The sequence below is a fragment of the Ensifer aridi genome (assembly GCF_002078505.1).
Classification (GTDB): Bacteria; Pseudomonadota; Alphaproteobacteria; order Rhizobiales; family Rhizobiaceae; genus Sinorhizobium; species Sinorhizobium aridi.
The window spans coordinates 229,223-250,025 of the sequence record NZ_LUAV01000035.1 but is presented as its reverse complement, the minus strand read 5'-3'; the positions used below and the strand labels follow the sequence as shown (position 1 = coordinate 250,025).

The window sequence follows — 20,803 nt, the reverse complement described above, 5'->3', positions numbered from 1 at the left end:
CCTTTTTTAGCACAACGAGATAGACCGGTCGCCTACCTCTCCTCCTTGGTCGCAGGAGCTGTCATGCCGATTTCCGCCAGCACTTCCGCGGTGTGTTCGCCTAGCCGCGGAACGCCGCGTTCGAGCGCCAGAGAAGCTCCGGAGAATCGGATCGGTGTCCTCACGCCGGGCGACGTGCCGTTTGCTGCGCCGGTATGGGGCGTATTCACCCGCATCTGCCGATGCATGATCTGCGGGTCGGCGAAGACGTCGGCGACGGTGTTGATCGGCCCGGCCGGCACGCCGGCCGCCTCGAGTTTCGCGAGCAGCGCATTCCGCTCGAACTTCGCCGTTTCGGCGGCGAGTTCCGGGGTCAATTTGTCGCGGTACTGAACGCGGCCGGCATTTGTCCGGTAGCGCTCGTCGGCGGAAAGGTCGGGCCGTCCGAGGACGTCACAGAATTTGACGAACTGCCGGTCATTGCCGACGGCGACAATCAGGTGGCCATCGGAACTCGGAAACACCTGGTAGGGCGCGATATTCGGATGGGCATTGCCGAGCCGGCGCGGCGCCTTGCCCGAGACGAGAAAGTTCAGCGCCTGGTTGGCGAGGACGCCGGTCATGCAATCGAAGAGCGCCATGTCGATCTGCTGTCCCGCACCGGTGCGTTCCCGCTGCGCCAACGCGGCCTGGACGGCGATCACGCCATAGAGCCCGGTGAAGATATCGGCAAAGGCAACGCCAATCTTCTGTGGCTCGCCATCCGGCTCACCCGTCAGGTCCATGATGCCGCTCATGCCCTGGATGATGTAATCGTAGCCTGGGCGGTGGGCATATGGCCCGTTCTGGCCGAAGCCGGTCACCGAGCAATAGATCAGCCGTGGATTGATCTTCTTCAGGCTCTCGTAGTCGAGCCCGTATTTGGCGAGACCGCCGACCTTGAAGTTTTCGAGCAGCACGTCGGATTGCGCCGCAAGCCGCCGCACGGCCTCTTGCCCCTCCGCCGTCGTGAAGTCGAGAACGACCGAGCGTTTGCCGCGATTGCAGGCGTGAAAATAGGCGGCATCGAGCTTCTCGCCGCCCTCGCCTTCCAAGAAGGGCGGCCCCCAGCTGCGGGTGTCGTCGCCGGCCGCGCTCTCGACCTTGATGATGTCGGCGCCGAGATCGGCGAGCGTCTGGCCGATCCAGGGACCGGCGAGAATGCGTGCGAGTTCGAGGACGCGGATACCCTTGAGCGGCGCTTCCATGACTGTGCCGCTCAGAAGAAGGCCTGCAGCCCGGTCTGGGCGCGGCCGAGGATCAGTGCATGGACGTCATGCGTGCCCTCATAGGTGTTGACGGTCTCCAGGTTCAGCATATGGCGCATGACCTGGTACTCCTCCGAAATGCCGTTGCCGCCGTGCATGTCGCGAGCCATGCGGGCGATGTCGAGTGCTTTGCCGCAATTGTTGCGCTTGACGATCGAGATCATCTCCGGCGCCATGCGACCCTCGTCCATCAGCCGCCCGACACGCAGCGAACCCTGCAGCCCGAGCGCGATCTCGGTCTGCATGTCGGCGAGCTTCTTCTGAAAGAGCTGGGTCTGGGCGAGCGGGCGATTGAACTGCTTGCGGTCGAGGCCGTATTGGCGGGCCGCATGCCAGCAGAATTCCGCCGCGCCGATCGCGCCCCAGGAGATGCCGTAGCGCGCACGGTTGAGGCAGCCGAAGGGTCCCTTCAGCCCCTCGGCGTTCGGCAATAGGGCCTCTTCGCCGACCTCGACATTGTCGAGAACGATCTCGCCGGTGATCGAGGCGCGGAGCGAAAGCTTGCCGGCGATCTTCGGGGCTGTAAGCCCTTTCATGCCCTTTTCCAGCACGAACCCGCGGATTGCATTGTCATGCGCCTCCGACTTCGCCCAGACGACGAAGACATCGGCAAGTGGCGCGTTGGAGATCCACATCTTCGAGCCGATCAGCCGGTAGCCCGACTCGGTCTTTATAGCCCGCGTCTTCATGCCCGCCGGGTCGGAGCCCGCATCCGGTTCGGTGAGCCCGAAGCAGCCGATCCATTCGCCGCTGATAAGCCTCGGCAGGTATTTCTGCTTCTGCTCCTCGGAGCCGTAGGCGAAGATCGGATAGATGACGAGCGAGGATTGCACGCTCATCATCGAGCGATAGCCGGAATCGACGCGCTCGATCTCGCGGGCAACGAGGCCATAGGCGACGTAGGAGGCACCGACGCCACCATAGGAGTCGGGAACGGTGACGCCGAGGAGACCGAGATCGCCCATCTCACGGAAAATCGCCGGATCGGTCTTCTCCTCGCGGTAGGCTTCGATTACGCGCGGCTGCAATTTTTCCTGGGCGTAGGCGCGCGCCGTGTCGCGGATCATCCGCTCGTCTTCGCTCAACTGATCTTCGAGCAAAAACGGATCATCCCATTGAAACTGCGTCCTTGCCGACATGTCTCTCTCCCGTCGCACTGTTTGCGTTTCGTGTTATGGCAAGCGAGGTCCATGGTTTCAAACGAATTTGAGGCACTGGCTCATGCGCTTGCGGAATGGAGCTTGTGTCGGCAGCCGTTCTGCGGATTATTCGCGGAGCATGCTAGCGCGGGATGAGGAAAATGTCCGTGGTTTCCGCCCGCATCCGGCGCTAACTTATTAGAATCGATCACGTTCATGATCTTAGATCGATCCGACCTAAAATCCTCGTCATCCATCGCCACCTCCGACGCCATGACCAACAATCGCCTCGAACGCTTCGCCCATAACCTCGATTGGAACCTGCTGCGTACCTTCGTGGTGGTCGTGGAAGAAGGCAGCATCACGGCCGCCGCCAATCGGCTGCTCCTGCAGCAGCCGGCGGTCAGCATGGCGCTGAAGCGGCTTGAGCAGACCGTCGGACAGAAATTGATCGATCGCCGGCCGGGACGCTTCGACCTCACCGAAGCGGGCGAGAAACTGCACGGCCAATGCCGCGACATCTTCGCGGCGGTGATCCGCCTGCCGCACGTGCTCGAGACCGCGGGCGAGGAAGTCACGGGCCATCTCACTATTCACACCGTCAGTCATGCCCACAATCCCGCCTGGGACAGAAAGCTCGATAGCTTCTTTCGCATGCATCCGAAGGTGACGATCTCCGTCACCGTCGCAACGACCGTCGACGTGCTCAGCGCCGTCAAACGCAACATCGCGACGGTGGGCCTCTGCGACGGCATCATACCGGAGGGGCTCAGCAAGAGCTTTCACATCCGCGAGCGCTATGCGCTCTATTGCGGCCGCGGCCATCCGCTTTTCGGCGTGGAGGGCGTCAATTTCAATGATCTGCGCGGCGATCCATTCATCGCCTTCATCGCCGACGTGCTCGGCGGCCAGCACATGAACTCCGTGACGGCGGTGCGCGCGATCGGCTCCTTCGGTCAGCAGGTCAGAGGCGTCTCCTGCAATGTCGAGGAAGTCATGCGTTTGATTTCCGCCAATGTCGGCATCGGTATGCTGCCCGATCATCTCGCCCGCCCGGCGGTCAAGGCGGGTGAACTCTGGCAACTGCCCCCCTATCGCGACCTGCCGACGACCGACGTCTTCCGCATCTCCAATCCGAATTCGATCCTCAATCCGGCGGAAGAGGCCTTTCTCGCGCATGTCGCCGACATGGAGCCGCTGGATCATTGCCTGGGTCATCATCAGGATTGATAACGACATTAACCGCTATAAATTTGAACGCCATTGTCGCTCTTTCTATGGTCCGCCCCAGAAATCACAGGAGCGGACCATATGCGCAACTACGACGTGGCGATCATAGGCGGCGGTATCGCCGGATTGTCGCTTGCCTATTTCCTCAGTCCGCACCGTTCCGTCGCCGTTATCGAGCGGGAAGACGCGCTCGGCTATCACAGTACCGGGCGCTCGGCCGCCGAGTTCGTGCTGAGATACAATGCCCCGGAGGTCTGCAAGCTCGCTGCGATCTCGAAGGTCTTCTTCGATCGGCCGCCGGAAGGCTTCACGGAGGTCCCACTCCTGAAACGGCGCGGCGGCGTAATGATCGCCAATGCGGAGAAGGTCGAGCGATTTGAAAAGGTTCTTGCCGAAGAGCGCGAGTTCACGCCGGAAATCGAGCGGCTGACGATCGAGGAGGCGCTTGCCCGTGTGCCGATCCTGAAAGCCGATTACGCCGCGGCCGCCTTCCATGATCCGAATTTCTGGGACATCGAAGTCGAGTGCCTGCTCCAGGGTTACGCCAAAGGCGCACGGCGCAACGGTTGCGACATCCTTGAGCGCCATGAACTCCTTGATGCACGACACGACGGGGCTGCCTGGGTCGTCGGAACGGCAGCGGGTGAAATCCGGGCGAGGGTCGTCGTAGATGCCGCCGGCGCCTGGGCTGACCCGATCGCCACCCTCTTCGGCCTGCGGCCCCTCGGCATCGTTCCGCATCGCCGCACCGCCATCACGGTCGATCTGCCGGAGGGGGTCGACACGACAACCCTGCCGGAAATCAACGAGATCGACGAGGACTTTTACATGAAGCCCGAGGGCGGACGGCTGCTCGCGTCGCCGGCCGATGCGACACCGTGTGAGCCTTCAGATGTGCAACCTGAGGAGATCGACATCGCCTGGGCGGCACATTACGTCGAGGAAGCCACAACGATTGAGGTAAGAAGAGTTGTCAAAAGCTGGGCGGGCCTGCGCAGCTTCTCCGCCGACCGGTTGCCCGTCGTCGGCTTTGCTCCCGGCCGTCCGGATTTCTTCTGGCTCGCCGGCCAGGGCGGCTACGGCATCCTCGCCTCGCCGGCGCTCGGAGCACTTGCCGCAAGCTTGCTGGCGGAGACGGCGCCGCCCGAAGCTTTCCGGAGCGAAGGCCTCGATTTCAAGCTCTTCGATCCGGGCCGCTTCCGAAATAGCGACGGCAGGCCAACGCTACCCAGACCCACTTCTCGCCAAGCCTACTTCTCGCAAAGTCTGCGCGGGCCGTCATAGGGCTGGAACGTGCAATCGTCGGGCCGGAACGAGCGATAGGCGCGTGCGCAGGCTCGAAAGTTGCAAGCGGGTGCCGAGCCGGCCACTCTGGCTTCGCTTTCTTCCGCACCGGCGGCCAATGCGGCGGTCATGAAGTTGCGCCAAATCTGCGCCGGCAGCTTTCCGCCTGTAACATCCTTCATCGGTGTCTCGTCGTCATTGCCGACCCAGACACCGACGACCAGCGGTTCGGTGAAGCCGATGAACCAGGCGTCGCGGTGATTTTGGCTCGTGCCGGTCTTGCCGGCGGCAAGTGTTCCGATATCGGCCTCCCGCCCCGTTCCGCGCTCGACGACGAGCCTCAACAGGCCGACAAGGTCCGGCCGGTATTGACTGATGTCTGTGGTGGGCTGTTCCGAAGCGCCGACGCGGAAGGCTTGCGGCTGGGCTTCGGCCTGCAGGGACACGATGCCCCATGGTTCGATCGGGGCCTTCCCCGCCCGCACCGAAGCATAAGCTCCGGTCAGATCGAGCAGGTTGACCTCCGACGAACCGAGAGCGAGGCTTGGCGTTTCGGAGAGCTGGGCGTCGATCCCGAGTTCCCGAGCCGATGCGATGACCTTGTCGATCCCAACCTCCATCGCCAAGGCGACCGTCGCCGCGTTCAGCGACCGCGCGAAAGCCTCCGCGATGCTGACAGGGCCGCTATAGCCGCCACCGAAGTTTTCCGGAGACCAGCCGTTGATGTCGAGCGGTGCGTCCTCGACCGGGTCGAAGGGCGTCAGGCCCGCCTTCAACGCCGCATAATAGACGAACAGTTTGAACGCGGAGCCGGGCTGGCGCATCGCGGAAACGGCGCGATTGAACGTGCTCTTTGAATAGTCGCGACCGCCGACCATGGCGACCACGGCGCCTTCCGGCGTCATCGCCACCAGGGCCGCCTGCGACGCCCCGGTTCTTTTGCCGTTCTGCCTAAGCGCCTCGGCGACGACCTTTTCGGCGATCGCTTGCAGTCGCGGCACCATAGTCGTCCTGATCCTGATGGTGCCGCGATAGGGGCCCGCCAGTTCGCGGGCGTCCTGCATGACCCAGTCGGCGAACCAGCTACCCGACCGGATCGCGGGTTTGGATGGCTGGAGATTGAGGAATTCCGCGCTCGCTACTTTGGCTTGGTCGGGCGTGATCCTGCCGCTCTCGACCATGGCATCGATAACCAGTTCCGCCTGCTGGCGCGCGCCCTCGGGATTGCTCAACGGATTGAGCTGCGACGGGGCGCGAATGATCCCCGCGAGCATTGCCGACTCGCCGATATTGAGGTCGCCAACGTTCTTGTCGAAATAGATGCGCGCGGCGGCCGGCACGCCGGTGGCACCGGCGCCGAGATAGATGTTGTTCAAATAACGGGTAAGGATCTCGTCCTTGCCGAGCTTGCCTTCCAGCCAGAACGCGATCACCGCTTCTTGGATCTTCCGCTTCCAGGTACGCTCGCGCTCGAGGTAGAGGATCTTGATCAATTGCTGCGTGATCGTGCTGCCGCCCTGCACGACTTCGCCCGCCCCGACATTCCTGTAGATTGCGCGGGCAATACCCTTCAAGTCGATGCCGAAGTGCTCGTAGAAGCGCCGGTCCTCCCTTGCGAGCACCGCGTCGATCAGGTGTGGCGGAAAGTCCTCTCGCTTCGCATAGGGGCCCTGGATCGGCCCCTGGCTGACCAGCGGTTTGCCGTCGGCCGTTTCGAGCACCACCACCGGCTTCAGCGAGGCATCCGCGATTTCGTCCCATGGCACATCGCTCAGCGCCCAAGCAGACACGCCCACCAGGAAGACAAGAGATGCTGCGACCGAGACCGCAGCACCTCGCAGCAGAATTGCTCGTTCGGGGAGCCGGCTCTTTGGGGTGGAGCGATTTTCTGTTGCGCGCGCCACCCTCGCCCGCGGCTTCTTCCCTCTTCGCTCCAGTACGCCGACGGCAAATGCGCCGAGCTTTTGCGTCGCCTCACCCATCGCAACAGGCACTTCCTCGCGGAGTGCCTGCCCAAGTCTTCCTAGGGCGCGGCGCAATATGGCAAGAGCCTTCAAGGTTTTGGCAAATGCGGCTCGCTGCGAATTGCCGTGCCGGTCACGGCCGCGCTCGTGGGTGCGCCCGTGGCTCACCCCCTCACTATCCGACGCAGCATCGTTTTCCGCCATCCAAGCTCTCGATCAGTAACTGCCGTCAGAGCGCATACCAAGAAGATGCGCTTCCATCCTGCAACAGTGAGCGGGAAGCAACAAGCGTGCCGATCGCGCCGACCAGTTGTAAGGTGAATGGGTGCGCAATGGCCCAGGTGGATCAGTACTCACAACAATAAGCTTAAGCCCCCTCGCCCGTCCTTGCACGTGATCTCTTCTTTCCCGTGCATAATGAATTTGCGGGCGAGTGATTGCCAGAAAGATGTCCAAAACATGATCGTGGACCACCCGACTGCGACAGCCGGTTGACATGCTCGTGAAGGCGTCACCGCAACGGAAGAGCCGGTTTTATTCCTGGCGCTCCGCGTTGCTCGTTGCAGCGGCGCACAAGATCACGACATCAACTGCCGGCGGATCCATCTGGCTCGCCTTGCGGTCAGATGTCCTTGAGAAGGCGAAGCGCGTCGTAGATCGCCGCATGCGTGTTGCGCGCCGCGACCGCATCGCCGATGCGGAAGAGCTGGAATCTGCCGTCAGGGTTGCGAACGATTGATTGTGGGTCGCCGGCGATCAGTTGGTCGTGCGATATCTCGCCGAGATTGGTCGAAGCCGGTTTCAGTTCGAAATACAGCTCATCGAGCGGAATGGTTCCGTGGTTTATGACCACCTGGTCTACTATGCGCTGCTTGGCAACGCCGCCATAGTCGCTGCCGACATGGGCGATCAGTTGGTTGTCGTGCCGCTCAACCGCATCGAGCCTGAAGGTGACCGTGAAGATCGCGTCCAGTTTCTGCAGCGAGCGCATGTAGGGGACGAGATTCATCGCCATGACCTCCGGTGCGAAGGACCGGTCAGGCGTCATGATTTCGACCTTGGCTCCGGCATTGGCGAGAAACTCGGCCGCCTGGAGACCCGCGTGATCGCCGGCGTCATCGAAGATCAGAACGTTGGTGCCCGGCTTGACGTCGCCGGAGATGATATCCCAGGCGGAAACGACGAGTTCGTTGCCCCTCGACAAGACATCAGTATGTGGCAGTCCGCCCGTGGCGACGATGACGACGTCCGGATTTTCCGCCTGAACGGTCTCGGCTTCAGCCCATGTATTGAAATTAAAGGTGACGCCAAGCTTCTCGCACTGGCTCATGCGCCAGTCGATGATGCTGATCATCTCCCGGCGGCGCGGGCTCTGCGCAGTGAGGCGGACCTGTCCGCCCGGATCGCTCGCCGCTTCGAATACGACGACTTCATGACCACGCTCGCCCGCCACACGGGCCGCTTCGAGGCCGGCAGGACCGGCCCCGACGATCACCACCTTCCTGCGCCGGTCAGCCTTCGCAATCGTGTGCGGCATCGTCAGCTCACGTCCCGTCGCGGCGTTGTGGATACAGTAGGCGGCGCCACCCTGATAAATGCGGTCAAGACAGTAGTTCGCGCCGACGCAGGGGCGAATGTCTTCTTCACGCTTTTCGATGATCTTCCGGACGATATGCGGGTCCGTCATGTGGGCGCGGGTCATCCCCACCATATCGACCTTGCCGGCGGAGATCGCGTGGCGGGCCGTCGCGACGTCCGGGATCTTCGCGGCATGGAAGGTCGGAAAATTGGTGGCGGCACGAATTTCGCCGGCAAAATCGAGGTGCGGCGAATTTGCCATGCCCTGGATCGGGATCACATCCGTCAGCCCGGCATCGGTGTCGATATGGCCCCTGATCACGTTCAGGAAGTCGACGAGCCCGCTTTCCTTGAGGCGCTTCGAAATCTCGAAGCCTTCTTCTTTCGCCGTACCGCCGGGGAGACATTCGTCGGCGGTGTATCGTATGCCGACGAGGAAATCGGAGCCAACCCGCGCGCGGATCGCTTTCAGGACATCGAGACAGAACCGCATGCGGTTGTCCAACGAGCCGCCATAAGGGGAGTCGAGTTCGTTCGTGAGCGGAGAGATGAACTGGTCGATGAGATGTCCGTAGGCTTCCAGCTCGATCCCGTCCATGCCGCCCGCCTTCATGCGCTCGGCCGCGTCTGCAAAGTCCTTGATGATCCTCTCGATATCCCAATCTTCCAGCTTCTTGGGAAAGGCGCGGTGCGCCGCCTCCCTATGGTGCGACGGAGCGACGACCGGAAGCCAGTCGCCCTTGTCCCAGCGTGTCCTGCGGCCGAGATGGGTGAGCTGGATCATGATTGCCGCACCCTGTTCGTGCACGGCGTCCGTCAGATCCCTTATCCACGGCACCACCTCGTCCTTGTAGACGAGCAGATTGTTGAACACCGGAGGGCTGTCCTTCGAGACGGCAGCGGAGCCTGCCGTCATGGTCATGGCAACGCCGCCCCTCGCCCTTTCAACGTGATAGGCACGATAACGCTCCTTCGGCATGCCGTCTTCCGGATAGGCGGGCTCGTGGGCGGTCACGATGATGCGGTTGCGCAGCGTCAGTTGCTTGAGCTGATAGGGTTGAAGGAGGGGATCGTTCGACATCTGCCAGGCTCCGATCTTAGACATGCTCCCGGAGCGTAATTGGAAATGTACATAAGTGTCAATTGCACGATCACATGCGTCATGTCGGATGACATCGATGTACAGTTTTTCTTGCGTGACTCCTCGCGTTTTGCTAGAAAACGACAATGGAGCAGACCATGAATGATAGCGGTTGGCGCGGTTCCCCGGATGTTTGGTTGGGGGCGGCCTACGAGTCCCTGCTCGAGGCCGGCGTCGATGCGGTGAAGATTCAGCCGCTTGCGAAGAAACTCAATTTATCACGGACGAGCTTCTATTGGTTTTTCAAGGACCGCGAGGAACTGCTCAATGCGCTGGTCTCGCGCTGGCGCGAGAAGAACACGGGCAATCTCGTCAAACGGGCCGAGGCATATGCCGAGACGGTTGCCGAGGCGATGCTGAACGTCTTTGACTGCTGGTTGGACAGCAGGCTTTTCGACGCGCAATTCGAGTTCGCGGTGAGGAGCTGGGCCCTCCAGTCACCCGAAATTCTGGCGGAGGTCCAGAGCGCCGATCAGCAGCGCCTCGATGCCCTGTCGCGCATGTTCCTGCGCTTTGGGCACGACGACACACACGCCGACGTTCGGGCACGCACGATCTATCTGGTGCAGATCGGATACATTTCCATGCAGACGAAGGAAGACATCGCCGTCCGCATGAAGCGCATCCCGGAATACGTGGAAATTTTTACCGGACAGGTGCCGGAGCAGCGGGAGCTCGATCGCTTCTTCGCGCGGCACGGCTATTCCGGATAGCGGGTGAACGGCGCGCCTGCGTGCCGCCCCGGCGCTGTGCGCCTGTGGACTGTAACAGAAGCTACAAAAAACTGACATTTCGCCTTCACGAGGCGCGGATATGGCAGGGGTCATGCCGATGACCGGTCTCCCCGAAAGAGGAACTGCCACCAATGTTTCAGTTGAAGAACGTAACCCGCCAGTTCGGCAAGAAGACCGCTGTGAGCTCGGTTACCTTCGACATCCCTCAAGGGCAGATGGTCGGCATCATCGGCCGCTCCGGTGCCGGCAAGTCGACGCTCCTGCGCATGATAAACCGCCTCGTTGACCTCTCCTCGGGCTCGATCGAGTTCGGCGGCGTCGAGGTCTCTTCGCTAAGGGGTGCCGCGCTACGCAACTGGCAGCGCGACTGCGCGATGATCTTCCAGCAGTTCAACCTAGTGCCGCGCCTTGACGTCCTCACCAACGTCTTGCTCGGGCGGCTGAACCATCGTTCGACGATATCGAGCATTCTCAACATGTTTAGTCGCGAAGAGCGGATCATGGCGATCGGCGCGCTCGAGCGGCTCGGCATCGAGCAGACGGCCCTGCAGCCGGCCGGCACGCTTTCCGGCGGCCAGCAGCAGCGCGTCGCGATCGCCCGTGCGCTGATGCAGCAGCCGAAAGTATTGCTTGCGGACGAGCCGATCGCGTCGCTCGACCCGCTCAACGCCAAGATCGTCATGGATGCGCTGCGCGACATCAACGAGCGCGACGGCATCACCGTCATCACCAATCTTCACACACTCGACACCGCCCGGAATTATTGCGAGCGCATCATCGGCATGGCGCATGGCCGCGTCGTCTTCGACGGGCAGCCGAAGGACCTGACCGCCGCGGCCGTCGCCGAGATTTACGGCGCCGAGACGCCGATCGAGGAAGCGATGACCTCGACAAGCATAAACATTCCCGCGGCAGTGCCGCAGGAAACCGCATCGGCCGGCTTGAAGCCGCTGGCACTGGCGGGCCTTTAAGGCCCGCCAGGATCGAATGCCCGCGTCAAGGGCATCTTTAACCGCAATCCATCCGGAATAACCGGAAAAACGGGAGAACGAACCTCATGCTGAAGAAAGCTCTTCTGGGCGCCGTCGCGCTCATCGCCCTCGTCGGTCAGGCTCAGGCCGAAGACCTCAAGGAATTCCGCATCGGCATCATGGGCGGGGAGAACGAAGCCGACCGCCTGCGCAACTATCAGTGCCTGGTGGACAAGCTCCCGGCCGCCATCGGCGTCGAAAAGGTCTCGCTGTTCCCGGCCGCCGATTATGACGGCGTGATCCAGGGCCTCCTCGGCGGCACGCTCGACTATGCCGAACTCGGCGCCTCCGGCTATGCCAAGATCTATCTCGCCAAGGCGGACGCCGTCGAGCCGATCCTGACGACGGTTCAGACAGATGGCGCGACCGGCTACCACTCGATCATGGTCGCCCGTAAGGACTCCGGCATCACCAAGCTCGAGGATCTCAAGGGCAAGAAGCTCGGCTTTGCCGATCCGGACTCCACTTCCGGCTACCTCGTTCCCCTCGTGACGCTGCCGGAATCGATCGGCGCGCCGGTCAAGGAATTTTTCGGTGAGACCGGCTTCGGCGGCGGCCACGAGAACCTCGTCCTCGAAGTGCTGAAGGGCACCTTCGATGCCGGTACGACCTTCGGCTCGGGCGTCGGCGAGTTCAAGGACGGCTACACCTCCGGCAACCTCCGCAAGATGGTCGACAAGGGGATCCTCGACATGAACGACCTCGTCGAACTCTGGAAGTCGCCGCTGATCCCGAACGGCCCGATCGTCGTTCGCACCTCGATGAATGACGACATGAAAGCGAAGTTCAAGCAGTTCATGATGGATCTGCCGAAGACGGATGCGGCCTGCTTCTCGGCCATCCAGGGCGGCGAGTTCAGCGGCTACACCGAGGTCAACAGCGACTTCTACAAGCCGATCATCGACGCCCGCAAGGCGACGATCGGCGGCTGATCGCCTCCCTACCTAGCTGCGCCGGCTGCAGTTCGCAGCCGGCGCCTGTCTGTTAGGCGCCTCCGGCGTCCATCTCCAGAGGCCGGCTTCCGCCGGAAACCCCATGGCCACTTCCGTGCTGTCGCGGCACCTAAGCGAGAGCGGCGCTCTCATCGAGAGTCATTGGCGCGAGCTCAATAGTCGCCGGCGTTTTTACACCTGGCTTGGGCTTGCCCTTTTGGCATTGGCGCTCTTCGCCTCGCTCCGCTTTGCCAACGACACGAATGCCGGCAAATTTATCGATCGTCTGCCGCATCTCTTCGACTTCGCCGGCGATCTGATGCCGCGCGATGCGATGGAAGTGATCCGCGCAATGTTCGATCTGCCATCGCCCTATGACGACGGCAGCTTCAAATACAATTACCCTGACGGACGGCTTTACCTTACCGACAGCCTCTACGTCCCGGAATATGTGCACAAGATTCTAGAGACGGTGAATATCGCGATCTTCTCAACCGTGATCGGCGCCTTCTTCGGCTTCATTCTGTGTTTCCTTGCGGCGCGCAATCTCATGCCTAATCCCTGGATTCGGGGGGCCGTGCGCCGGCTGATGGAAATCCTGCGCGCCTTTCCGGAAGTCGTCATCGCCGGTTTCTTCCTGGCGATCCTTTCGCTTGGGCCCATTCCCGCGATCGCTGCTGTTTCGATTCACACGATCGGCGCGCTCGGCAAACTTTTCTTCGAGGTGGTCGAAAACGCCGATATGAAGCCGGAAGAGGGTTTGCGGGCCGTCGGTGCGAGCTGGATCGAGCGCGTCTGGTTCGGCATCGTTCCGCAGGTACTGCCGAATTTCACGAGCTATTTCCTGCTGCGGCTCGAAATCAACGTGCGCGCTTCGACGATCATCGGCGCCGTCGGCGGCGGCGGCATCGGCGAACTCCTGCGCCTGTCGATCGGACAGAACCATCAAGCGAAGACGCTGGCGATCGTCATCCTGCTCTTTGCGACGATCTGCGCCGTGGATCAATTTTCCGCCTGGCTTCGTCGCCGCCTCGTCGGCGATCAGGCTTTCCAGCTCGCCCAGTAGGACTCGTCATGATTGCCTCGACCAAGCCCAGCGCGCTCGAAATGGAAGCCATCGCGGCGCGCCACCCTCATCTCCTGCAGTCGTCCACCAAGACACGGCGCAGGATTTTCCAGGTGGGCCTCGGCCTCGCGGTCTACATGGTCTTCTGCTGGTGGTTCTTCTCGATCGGTCACGTGCTTGCCAATGCCAATTGGGGCATAGCCGGCACCTATCTTGCCGACTGGGTGTCCTACGAGGTCCGCCCCGAGATCGAGATTGCGCCCGACGGGGCAATGAGCGTCTCCTACCAGCGCAATTCGCCCCTCGGTAAGAGCCCGAACCCGGAATGGGTGGCCCTGGAAAAGCAGACGGTGACGCGTACTGTCGAGACGCCGGCAGCCGCGGCGCCGTCGCCGAAGCCGAAGGCGAGTTCCTCTTTCAATTTCATGGCGCCGAACGCGGCGCTCGGCGGAGGCCAGGGGGCCACGACTGAGCAGAAGACGGCCGCGACTCGCACGGAGGAGGTCGTAACGCGCGCAGTCGTGAGCTTCGACCGGTCGACACGCATCGAAGCGGCGGACAGGCTGGTGAAGGCGACTCATGCCGGCGAAACCTTGATGATGAAGGTCGACGGCGCCGAGACGGTGACGCCCGAAGGTCCCCTGCCCCATTGGGCGACGCAGAAGCGGCCGGGCGAGAAAATCACCCTCTCCTTCGGCGCGACCGGTTGGGCCGAAGTCGAAGGCGACGGCGTTTCGATCCGCAATCGCTTCTTCGGCTGGGCGAACTTCCTCTTCGACACCAACTCGCCGTTCTTCGGCAAATCTTACGGCGAAGTGGCCTCTTTGATCTGGTCGGGAGACCGCCTCGACCCGACGCGCTCGAACCTGGCGCTCGCCTGGGACAACATCCTCTTCAATGCGGAATGGCAGCATCTCGACGTCTGGACGAAGCTCCTGCAGACGGTCGTCATGGCCTTCGTCGGTACGCTCTTTGCGTCCTTCGTCGCCTTTCCGCTCTGCTTCCTGGCGGCGCGCAACATCACGCCGAACCGCATCACCAATCAGATCGTCAAGCGCTTCTTGGACTTCCAGCGGTCGGTGGACATGTTCATCTGGGCGCTCTTCTTCACCCGCGCCTTCGGGCCCGGGCCGCTCGCCGGCATCTCCGCGATTTTCTTCACCGACACGGGGACGCTCGGCAAGCTCTACTCCGAAGCGCTGGAGAACATCGACGACAAGCAGCGCGAGGGCGTGAAATCCGTTGGCGCCGCGCCGATCGCCGTGCAGCGCTTCGGCGTGCTGCCGCAAGTACTGCCGGTCTTTGCCAGCCAGGCGCTTTATTTCTGGGAATCGAATACGCGCTCGGCAACGATCATCGGGGCCGTCGGTGCCGGCGGCATCGGACTGAAGCTCTGGGAGGCAATGCGCACGAACTCGGATTGGGAAAACGTCGCCTACATGGTGCTTTTGATCTTGATGGTCGTCTTCGTTTTCGACAGCATCTCGAATATGTGCCGTTCGCGCCTGATGGGGCGAAAGGCGCATTGATCCGATTTGCGCGGCCGCCATCATGATGTTGTCACGTGAATCGGATAGCTGCGCATCTCACCCGCGAATGGCGGCCCCCAAAACGGGGCCTGCCGATGAAGAAAGTGAACGACCCCGTGCGCTACACAATCTATTTCGCGCCGCCGGCCGATGACCGGCTGTCGCAGACCGCGGCCCGTTGGCTCGGGCGGGACGCCTTCAATAGTGGCGCCCTGGCATGGACGGAGACCCCTGCGCTCGACGGCGAGCAGCAGATGGCGCTGACAGCCGAGCCGCGCCGCTACGGCTTCCACGGAACGTTGAAGGCGCCGTTCGAGCTTGCGGCCGGGCGAAGCGAGGCCGAGTTGATCGCAGCTTTCGACGAATTCGCGGCGGAGATCGAGCCCTTCGAAGTGCCGGAGATCACGCTGACTGAGATCGGGCCCTTCTTCGCGCTCGTGCCGACCCGGCATTGCGTGCCCTTGCAGAACCTGGCGGAGCAGGCGGTTCGCCGCTTCGAGCCCTTTCGGGCGCCACTCTCGGAGGCCGATATCGCGCGCCGCAATCCCGAAAAGCTCACCCAGCGTCAGCGGGAATACCTCACGGCATGGGGCTACCCTTATGTGTTCGAAGAGTTCCAGTTCCATCTGACCCTTACCGGACCCGTGCCGGATGACATGCGCGGCGTCATGCAGGAGACGCTCGAAGCCGCTTTTGACGAATTCATCGGCAAGCCGCTTGCCATCTCGACGCTCGCGCTTTTCGTCGAGCCGCATCGCGGCGCGCCCTTCACCGTTCATTCCCTGCTGCCGCTCGGCGGCGCAACCACGCGAAAGATTGCATGAATATGAGCAGCGAAAAGGTTTTGACCAACGCCCGTATCGTTCTCGAAGACTGTATCGTCGACGGCTCGGTGCTGATCCGCGACGGCAGGATCGCCGACATTTCGGAAGGCGTGAGCCGCGGCGGTGAGGATTTCGAAGGCGACTACCTGCTGCCCGGCCTGGTTGAGCTGCACACAGATCATCTCGAAGCACACTACTCGCCGCGGCCCGGCGTTCGCTGGCTGAAGATCGCCGCCATCCAGGCCCATGACGCCCAGGTCGTCACCTCCGGCATCACCACCGTCTTCGACTGTCTGCGTCTGGGATCGGACGAGGACGGCGGCTTTCAGAAGGGGGAAATGCGCAGCATGGCCGACGCCCTCGCCCAGGCCAAGGAAGAAGGACGCCTGCGCGCCGATCACCTCATACATCTGCGTTGCGAGGTTTCGACCGCCGACGTGCTGGAACACTATGAAGACTTTCGTGACGACCCGCAGGTTCGTCTCGTCTCGCTGATGGATCATGCCCCCGGCCAGCGGCAGTTCCAGACGATGGATCAGTACACGCTCTACTACAAGACGAAGCGCGGCCTGTCGGACGAAGCCTTCGCCGCTTTCATCGAGCGCCAGCAGGCGCTCTCGGCGCGCTATGCGACGCCGCATCGCACGGCCCTTGCGGAGGCCTGCGCCGAGCGCGGCATCACCATCGCCAGCCACGATGACGCAACAATCGAACATGTCGAGGAATCGATCGGCTACGGCATCCGCCTTGCGGAATTCCCGACGAGCTTCGAGGCAGCGGAAGCCTCGCATCGCGCCGGCTTGAGCGTGCTGATGGGCGCGCCGAACGTCGTACGTGGCAAGTCGCACTCCGGCAACATCGCCGCGCGGGATCTCGCCGAGCGTGGCGTGCTCGATGTGCTTTCTTCGGATTATGTCCCCTTCAGCCTCATCCACGCGCCTTTCATTCTGGCCGACGAGGTCGAGGCGATCGATCTACCCAAGGCGATCGCCATGGTCACGGCAACGCCTGCGCGCACCGTGGGGCTCGACGATCGCGGCCGGATCGCAGTCGGCCTTCGTGCCGATATCGCGCGCGTCCATCGACTCGAGGGCATTCCGGTCGTCCGCTCAGTTTGGCGCGAAGGCAGGCGTGTCGCATGACGGCGGCCGAACAGGAACGTGGAACGCTCGTCGTCGTTGTCGGGCCGAGCGGCGCCGGCAAGGACAGCGTCATGGGCTTTGCCGCCCGCCATTTCGCCCACCGGCCAGATATCCTTTTTGTTCGGCGAGTGATCACGCGTCCGTCGGACGCAGGCGGCGAGGTGCATGAGAGCGTGTCGGCCGCGGAGTTCGAGGAAATGCGCCAAAGCGGCGCCTTTGCCGTTTCGTGGCAGGCCCATGGCTTGAGCTACGGCATTCCGGTGGAGATCGCCGACAAGGTCGAAAGCGGCATGACGGCGATCGTCAACGGCAGCCGCGCCGCCCTCCCCGCCATCCGCGCGGCCTTCGGCACGATCGCCGTCGCCGTCATCACCGCCGACCCGCCAGTGCTGGCGAAGCGCCTCGCCGAACGGGGGCGCGAGAACGAGGAGGACGTGCTCCGACGGCTGACGCGGCAGGCGCCGGACATTGTTGCAGGCCCCGACGTGACGGTGATCGACAACAGCGGCAGGCTCGACATTGCCGGTCGGCGCTTCGTCACCCTTGTCGAGCAGCACTCCGCGAAGAGCCACCACCCCGCCTGACACGGGAGCGGCACTTCTCCCGGCAAGCCGGGACCGAACAGTGCGGGCTCTTGCTCCGTTTGCTGGCCGAAGGAACCGCGGGTAAGCTGCTCGCATGGATCCGCGTCATGGCATTGTCGCGACAGGAGACCGAGTGAAGGAAGAACGAACGCTCGAAACGAGCTATTGCGGCTCCCCTTGTACCGACGCCTCCTCCGCTGCTTCCTCGATCTTCTTCACCATGGGCAGGTCCACCGCCGAAGCGATGATAGAATCGAGGAGGCCGGGAAAGCGGGTGTCGAGGTCGTCGCGCCGCAGCGTAATCAGCCGGCTGGTGCCGGAGACCTCGGTGCGCGTAATGCCCGACTCGCGCAGCTTGGCCAAGTGATAGCTGATATTGGTCTTGGAACCGAAATCCGTAAACTTCAGGCACATCGTCGGCCGCCCCTCGCGGCGGGCAAGATAGCCCACGATCGCCAGCCGCGTCGGATCTCCGAGGGCGGCGAGAACGTTGGACAAGGTGATCTGGTCGGTGGCGGGATGCGGTAGGGTCATGGGTTCAAAGATTGCTGCCTCGGCATATTGACATGAAGAGCCATCAAGTTCAATAGTTCAATATCTTTTGAACAAATGGCCTTCCCATGGACAAGCGCCTTATTTGGCTCGCCGTCGGCTCCTTCACCATGAGCACGGTCGGTTTCGTCTTTTCGAGCCTTCTGCCGTCGATCGCGGCGGACACGCATACGACCATTCCGCAAGCGGGGCACCTGATCACTGTGTTCTCGCTTTCTTACGCCATCGGCGCACCACTGCTTTCGGCATTGGCTGGCGCGGCGGACAGGCGTCGAGTGCTTGTCGCTGCGATGCTGGCCTTCGTGGTCGGCAACTGCATAGCGGCGACGAGCGTGTCCTTCATTATGCTGATGGCTGCCCAGATCCTGATGGGGATGGCGAGCGGATTGTTTGCTGCCACTGCGCAGGCGACAGCCGTTTCGCTCGCCGGGCCGGAGCACCGTGCGCTGGCGATCTCGATTGTGGTGGGCGGCACCACATTCGCCGTGGCGCTGGGCGCACCTCTCGGGGCGCTGATCGCCGCCCTCTGGGGTTGGCGCGGCACGTTCGGGGCGGTGGCTCTGCTCGGGCTCACCTGCGCCGCCGTGCTCTGGCTGCGTCTGCCGCAGGGCCTGAGCGGAACGAAGCTGACACTTTCGGAGCGCTTCGGCGCCATTGGCCGTCCGGGCGTTGCCTCGTCGCTGATGGTGACGTTTCTCTATCTCACTGGCGCCTTCGTCATCATCTCCTATCTCGCGCCGCTGGCGATCGATGGCGCCGGGCTTTCGCAAATGGCGCTGCCCGGTCTGCTACTCGCCTTTGGCGTGGGTGCAGTGATCGGCAATCTGTCCAGCGGCTATTTGGCAGACCGGATCGGCGCGGCGCGCATGGTGGCGCTGTCGCTGATGTCGGCGCTCGTGGTCTCGCTGACGATCGGCTTTGGCCTGCACCTCCTCCCACGTGACCTTGCCGGCTTGCTGCTGATCGGCATCATGGTGCCATGGGGCATCATAGGTTGGGCTTTCCCGCCGGCGCAGGCGAGCCGCATCGTCGGCTTCGCGCCGGAGATCGCGCATTTGACCCTGTCGCTCAACGCCTCGGCGATCTATCTCGGCATCGCCACCGGCACAGCAATCGGCGGACGAGTGCTGGAGAATGCGGCGGCAGCCGACCTCGGCTTCATCGCGGCGCTGTTTCCGGTGGCGTCGCTCGCTGTGCTCTATGCGGGCCTGCGCTCCTATCGGCGGCACTTGGCGACTGTGGCGGCGGAATAGATTTGAACTTTCATACTCGCCGTATGATCGGCGAGCGGCTGCGATTGGACGGAAGTTCTCCCGAAAGCCCCGGACTCCGTTTTCTCCGGCTAGCCTATCCGACTTCGCCTTTCAGGATATGCTGCCCGATTTCAGGATGATCTCGGACGGCTTGCCGCAACGCTGGCAGGGGCCGTCGGGATCGTCGTATGGGCTGAGAATCTGGCTTTCCTTCGTCATGCCCTTACCTCCTTGAAGAATTCCGACCCCAATGCATCCGCCAGTGCCGCTTCTCCCTTTTTCGGCATCATCGCGACCCCTTCGCGGAGCGCCTGCTGCCATGATGGCCCGCGATCCCACGCCTCTTGGAAGGCATCGCCCAGAATCTCGCCCTGCCGGGTTTCAACCAGCGCCTCACAGAGCAACGCAGCTTGGAATAGGTCCTTGTCGCGCTTCGCGCGTCCGAGCGCGTCAGTGAGCCGCCTCGAGGCCACGATGAGCTTGTGGACGGCATACCGTTCGGGCGCTGGCACATTGACGCTCACACCCGCTTTGTGAAGCAATACCGTCCGCACGGGCTCGTAGATCAGGAAATCCAGAAACCTCAACGGCTCGGCCGACGCGCCGCCAAGGGCAGGCATGGGCGAGGGCTTGCCGATATAGTCATCACTCCCCCTATTCCCCGTCAGGAATTCCACGCGGTAATCACTGGCATTGACGAACGCCACCACCCTCGCCTTGTCGCGCTGATGGGGGACCGCTCGGAAGGTCGGATCGACCGTTTGCAGGAGTTCCAAGATCGGCGGCAGGCTGTCGTCCACCTCGCCGGAGATCGCGAAATCCTGCGCGTAGTCCGCATCGCCCGTTTGCATCGCGCTATTCGGGAGCCGGATCCCGAGGATTCCCGAATAGCACTGGAAAGCCACGGTCCCGACGAGAACCGCCCGCAGGCGGAACAGACCGCCATTGGCGAGAGCTTCGGTAACGTCGCCCGCGAAGCGATCCGGGCCAGCCATGCCGCCGCTGCGAAGCAACGTGGAGACCATCCTCCGGCGCTCTTTCAGGCTGTCCTTGATCTGGCGAAAGGCCAGCACCCGCTTCGTGACTTCCTGATCGGCCTCGGGCCCGACATAGCGCCGCTTGTCGCCGTCGGGACTAGGGAGATCGAAATACCAATAGTTCTTCCCTTTGACGGGAACGGTGACAAACCGTCCCTCGAACGGGAAGTCCGCCTGGAACTGGGCATCGAGCGAGCGCTGTAACAACTCGGCAAACATCGTTCTATAGACGAGATCGATTTCCTTCATTGCCGCCTCGTTATAATGTTTCCGCAAATACATTATAACTCTCTGCCGTCTACCTGGTTATAATGTTTCTCCAAAACCATTATAACCTCCCTGCCATCTGTCAAGGTATCCAGCGGGCCGCGGCAAAGCGGATAAAAAGCCCCGGGGCTTTTTGCTGCGCTTCTGGCCGACAGCGCCCACCGCGTTACCTCACGGAGGCATAGTTTTTCCACTTGCCACCGCGAACATTATGTATATACATTATCCGT

At 62.4% G+C, this 20,803-nt stretch carries 16 protein-coding genes and 1 pseudogene; 11 read left to right on the top strand and 6 right to left on the bottom strand.

Annotated elements, in window-relative coordinates; translation table 11 throughout:
* Positions 1-32: 32 nt before the first annotated feature.
* Complete coding sequence (locus AYK65_RS27135; protein WP_081162259.1) at positions 33-1,226, bottom strand: CaiB/BaiF CoA transferase family protein; 1,194 nt, start codon at positions 1,224-1,226, stop codon at positions 33-35.
* 11 nt (positions 1,227-1,237) lie between these two features.
* Entirely contained in the window at positions 1,238-2,425 is a 1,188-nt protein-coding gene (locus AYK65_RS27130; RefSeq protein WP_081162256.1) for an acyl-CoA dehydrogenase, read from the bottom strand.
* A 273-nt stretch (positions 2,426-2,698) separates the two neighbouring features.
* Between AYK65_RS27130 and AYK65_RS27125 the strand changes: the two genes are divergently transcribed.
* Together AYK65_RS27125 and AYK65_RS27120 are read left to right on the top strand one after the other, a co-directional pair.
* The gene (locus tag AYK65_RS27125) at positions 2,699-3,655 is read left to right on the top strand and encodes a LysR family transcriptional regulator (protein ID WP_081162253.1); all 957 of its coding nucleotides are present in this window, start codon (positions 2,699-2,701) and stop codon (positions 3,653-3,655) included.
* Between the two features lie 81 nt (positions 3,656-3,736).
* A pseudogene (locus AYK65_RS27120) lies at positions 3,737-4,861 on the top strand (NAD(P)/FAD-dependent oxidoreductase); the annotation flags it as partial.
* A 44-nt stretch (positions 4,862-4,905) separates the two neighbouring features.
* Here AYK65_RS27120 and AYK65_RS27115 read toward each other — a convergent pair.
* Both AYK65_RS27115 and AYK65_RS27110 read right to left on the bottom strand, forming a co-directional pair.
* Positions 4,906-7,107 carry a PBP1A family penicillin-binding protein gene (locus AYK65_RS27115; RefSeq protein WP_081162248.1) on the bottom strand — a complete coding sequence of 734 codons (2,202 nt, stop codon included), beginning with the start codon at positions 7,105-7,107 and terminating at the stop codon, positions 4,906-4,908.
* A 418-nt stretch (positions 7,108-7,525) separates the two neighbouring features.
* Positions 7,526-9,562, bottom strand: a complete 2,037-nt coding sequence (locus AYK65_RS27110) for an NADH:flavin oxidoreductase (RefSeq protein WP_081162246.1) — start codon at positions 9,560-9,562, stop codon at positions 7,526-7,528.
* 146 nt (positions 9,563-9,708) lie between these two features.
* On the opposite strand from AYK65_RS27110, the gene AYK65_RS27105 reads away from it, so the two are divergent.
* The 8 genes from AYK65_RS27105 (at position 9,709) to phnN (ending at position 17,464) form a co-directional block, all read left to right on the top strand.
* Positions 9,709-10,335 carry a TetR/AcrR family transcriptional regulator gene (locus AYK65_RS27105; protein ID WP_026614968.1) on the top strand — a complete coding sequence of 209 codons (627 nt, stop codon included), beginning with the start codon at positions 9,709-9,711 and terminating at the stop codon, positions 10,333-10,335.
* 152 nt (positions 10,336-10,487) lie between these two features.
* Entirely contained in the window at positions 10,488-11,327 is an 840-nt protein-coding gene (gene phnC, locus AYK65_RS27100; protein ID WP_046119266.1) for a phosphonate ABC transporter ATP-binding protein, read from the top strand.
* An 86-nt stretch (positions 11,328-11,413) separates the two neighbouring features.
* Complete coding sequence (gene phnD, locus AYK65_RS27095; RefSeq protein WP_026614966.1) at positions 11,414-12,319, top strand: phosphonate ABC transporter substrate-binding protein; 906 nt, start codon at positions 11,414-11,416, stop codon at positions 12,317-12,319.
* Between the two features lie 103 nt (positions 12,320-12,422).
* The gene (phnE, locus tag AYK65_RS27090; RefSeq protein WP_026614965.1) at positions 12,423-13,385 is read left to right on the top strand and encodes a phosphonate ABC transporter, permease protein PhnE; all 963 of its coding nucleotides are present in this window, start codon (positions 12,423-12,425) and stop codon (positions 13,383-13,385) included.
* 8 nt (positions 13,386-13,393) lie between these two features.
* The gene (phnE, locus tag AYK65_RS27085; protein WP_046119264.1) at positions 13,394-14,914 is read left to right on the top strand and encodes a phosphonate ABC transporter, permease protein PhnE; all 1,521 of its coding nucleotides are present in this window, start codon (positions 13,394-13,396) and stop codon (positions 14,912-14,914) included.
* Positions 14,915-15,030: 116 nt separating this feature from the next.
* Positions 15,031-15,738, top strand: a complete 708-nt coding sequence (locus AYK65_RS27080; RefSeq protein ID WP_046119344.1) for a DUF1045 domain-containing protein — start codon at positions 15,031-15,033, stop codon at positions 15,736-15,738.
* 2 nt (positions 15,739-15,740) lie between these two features.
* On the top strand, positions 15,741-16,880 hold the full coding sequence (locus tag AYK65_RS27075; RefSeq protein WP_026614962.1) for an alpha-D-ribose 1-methylphosphonate 5-triphosphate diphosphatase: 1,140 nt from the start codon (positions 15,741-15,743) through the stop codon (positions 16,878-16,880).
* The gene (gene phnN, locus AYK65_RS27070; protein ID WP_046119263.1) at positions 16,877-17,464 is read left to right on the top strand and encodes a phosphonate metabolism protein/1,5-bisphosphokinase (PRPP-forming) PhnN; all 588 of its coding nucleotides are present in this window, start codon (positions 16,877-16,879) and stop codon (positions 17,462-17,464) included. The genes AYK65_RS27075 and phnN overlap by 4 nt, the downstream gene beginning before the upstream one ends.
* A 162-nt stretch (positions 17,465-17,626) precedes the next feature.
* Here the strand turns inward: phnN and AYK65_RS27065 are convergent, their stop codons facing one another.
* Positions 17,627-17,998 (bottom strand): ArsR/SmtB family transcription factor, encoded by a 372-nt coding sequence (locus AYK65_RS27065; protein WP_026614960.1) that lies wholly within the window; start codon positions 17,996-17,998, stop codon positions 17,627-17,629.
* An 86-nt stretch (positions 17,999-18,084) separates the two neighbouring features.
* On the opposite strand from AYK65_RS27065, the gene AYK65_RS27060 reads away from it, so the two are divergent.
* Positions 18,085-19,269, top strand: coding sequence for an MFS transporter (locus AYK65_RS27060; RefSeq protein ID WP_026614959.1), 1,185 nt, complete (start codon positions 18,085-18,087; stop codon positions 19,267-19,269).
* Positions 19,270-19,484: 215 nt separating this feature from the next.
* On the opposite strand, the gene AYK65_RS27055 is transcribed toward AYK65_RS27060, so the two are convergent.
* A complete protein-coding gene (locus AYK65_RS27055) occupies positions 19,485-20,555 on the bottom strand; it encodes a nucleotidyltransferase family protein (protein ID WP_081162360.1) in 1,071 nt (356 codons plus the stop codon).
* Positions 20,556-20,803: the final 248 nt, after the last annotated feature.

What these genes read in the sequence shown, in the direction of transcription:
- AYK65_RS27135 (WP_081162259.1), bottom strand. Translation starts at nt 1,226, where the DNA reads ATGGAAGCGCCGCTCAAGGGTATCCGCGTCCTCGAACTCGCACGCATT.
- AYK65_RS27130 (WP_081162256.1), bottom strand. Translation starts at nt 2,425, where the DNA reads ATGTCGGCAAGGACGCAGTTTCAATGGGATGATCCGTTTTTGCTCGAA.
- AYK65_RS27125 (WP_081162253.1), top strand. Translation starts at nt 2,699, where the DNA reads ATGACCAACAATCGCCTCGAACGCTTCGCCCATAACCTCGATTGGAAC.
- AYK65_RS27115 (WP_081162248.1), bottom strand. Translation starts at nt 7,107, where the DNA reads ATGGCGGAAAACGATGCTGCGTCGGATAGTGAGGGGGTGAGCCACGGG.
- AYK65_RS27110 (WP_081162246.1), bottom strand. Translation starts at nt 9,562, where the DNA reads ATGTCGAACGATCCCCTCCTTCAACCCTATCAGCTCAAGCAACTGACG.
- AYK65_RS27105 (WP_026614968.1), top strand. Translation starts at nt 9,709, where the DNA reads ATGGAGCAGACCATGAATGATAGCGGTTGGCGCGGTTCCCCGGATGTT.
- phnC (WP_046119266.1), top strand. Translation starts at nt 10,488, where the DNA reads ATGTTTCAGTTGAAGAACGTAACCCGCCAGTTCGGCAAGAAGACCGCT.
- phnD (WP_026614966.1), top strand. Translation starts at nt 11,414, where the DNA reads ATGCTGAAGAAAGCTCTTCTGGGCGCCGTCGCGCTCATCGCCCTCGTC.
- phnE (WP_026614965.1), top strand. Translation starts at nt 12,423, where the DNA reads ATGGCCACTTCCGTGCTGTCGCGGCACCTAAGCGAGAGCGGCGCTCTC.
- phnE (WP_046119264.1), top strand. Translation starts at nt 13,394, where the DNA reads ATGATTGCCTCGACCAAGCCCAGCGCGCTCGAAATGGAAGCCATCGCG.
- AYK65_RS27075 (WP_026614962.1), top strand. Translation starts at nt 15,741, where the DNA reads ATGAGCAGCGAAAAGGTTTTGACCAACGCCCGTATCGTTCTCGAAGAC.
- phnN (WP_046119263.1), top strand. Translation starts at nt 16,877, where the DNA reads ATGACGGCGGCCGAACAGGAACGTGGAACGCTCGTCGTCGTTGTCGGG.
- AYK65_RS27065 (WP_026614960.1), bottom strand. Translation starts at nt 17,998, where the DNA reads ATGACCCTACCGCATCCCGCCACCGACCAGATCACCTTGTCCAACGTT.
- AYK65_RS27060 (WP_026614959.1), top strand. Translation starts at nt 18,085, where the DNA reads ATGGACAAGCGCCTTATTTGGCTCGCCGTCGGCTCCTTCACCATGAGC.
- AYK65_RS27055 (WP_081162360.1), bottom strand. Translation starts at nt 20,555, where the DNA reads ATGAAGGAAATCGATCTCGTCTATAGAACGATGTTTGCCGAGTTGTTA.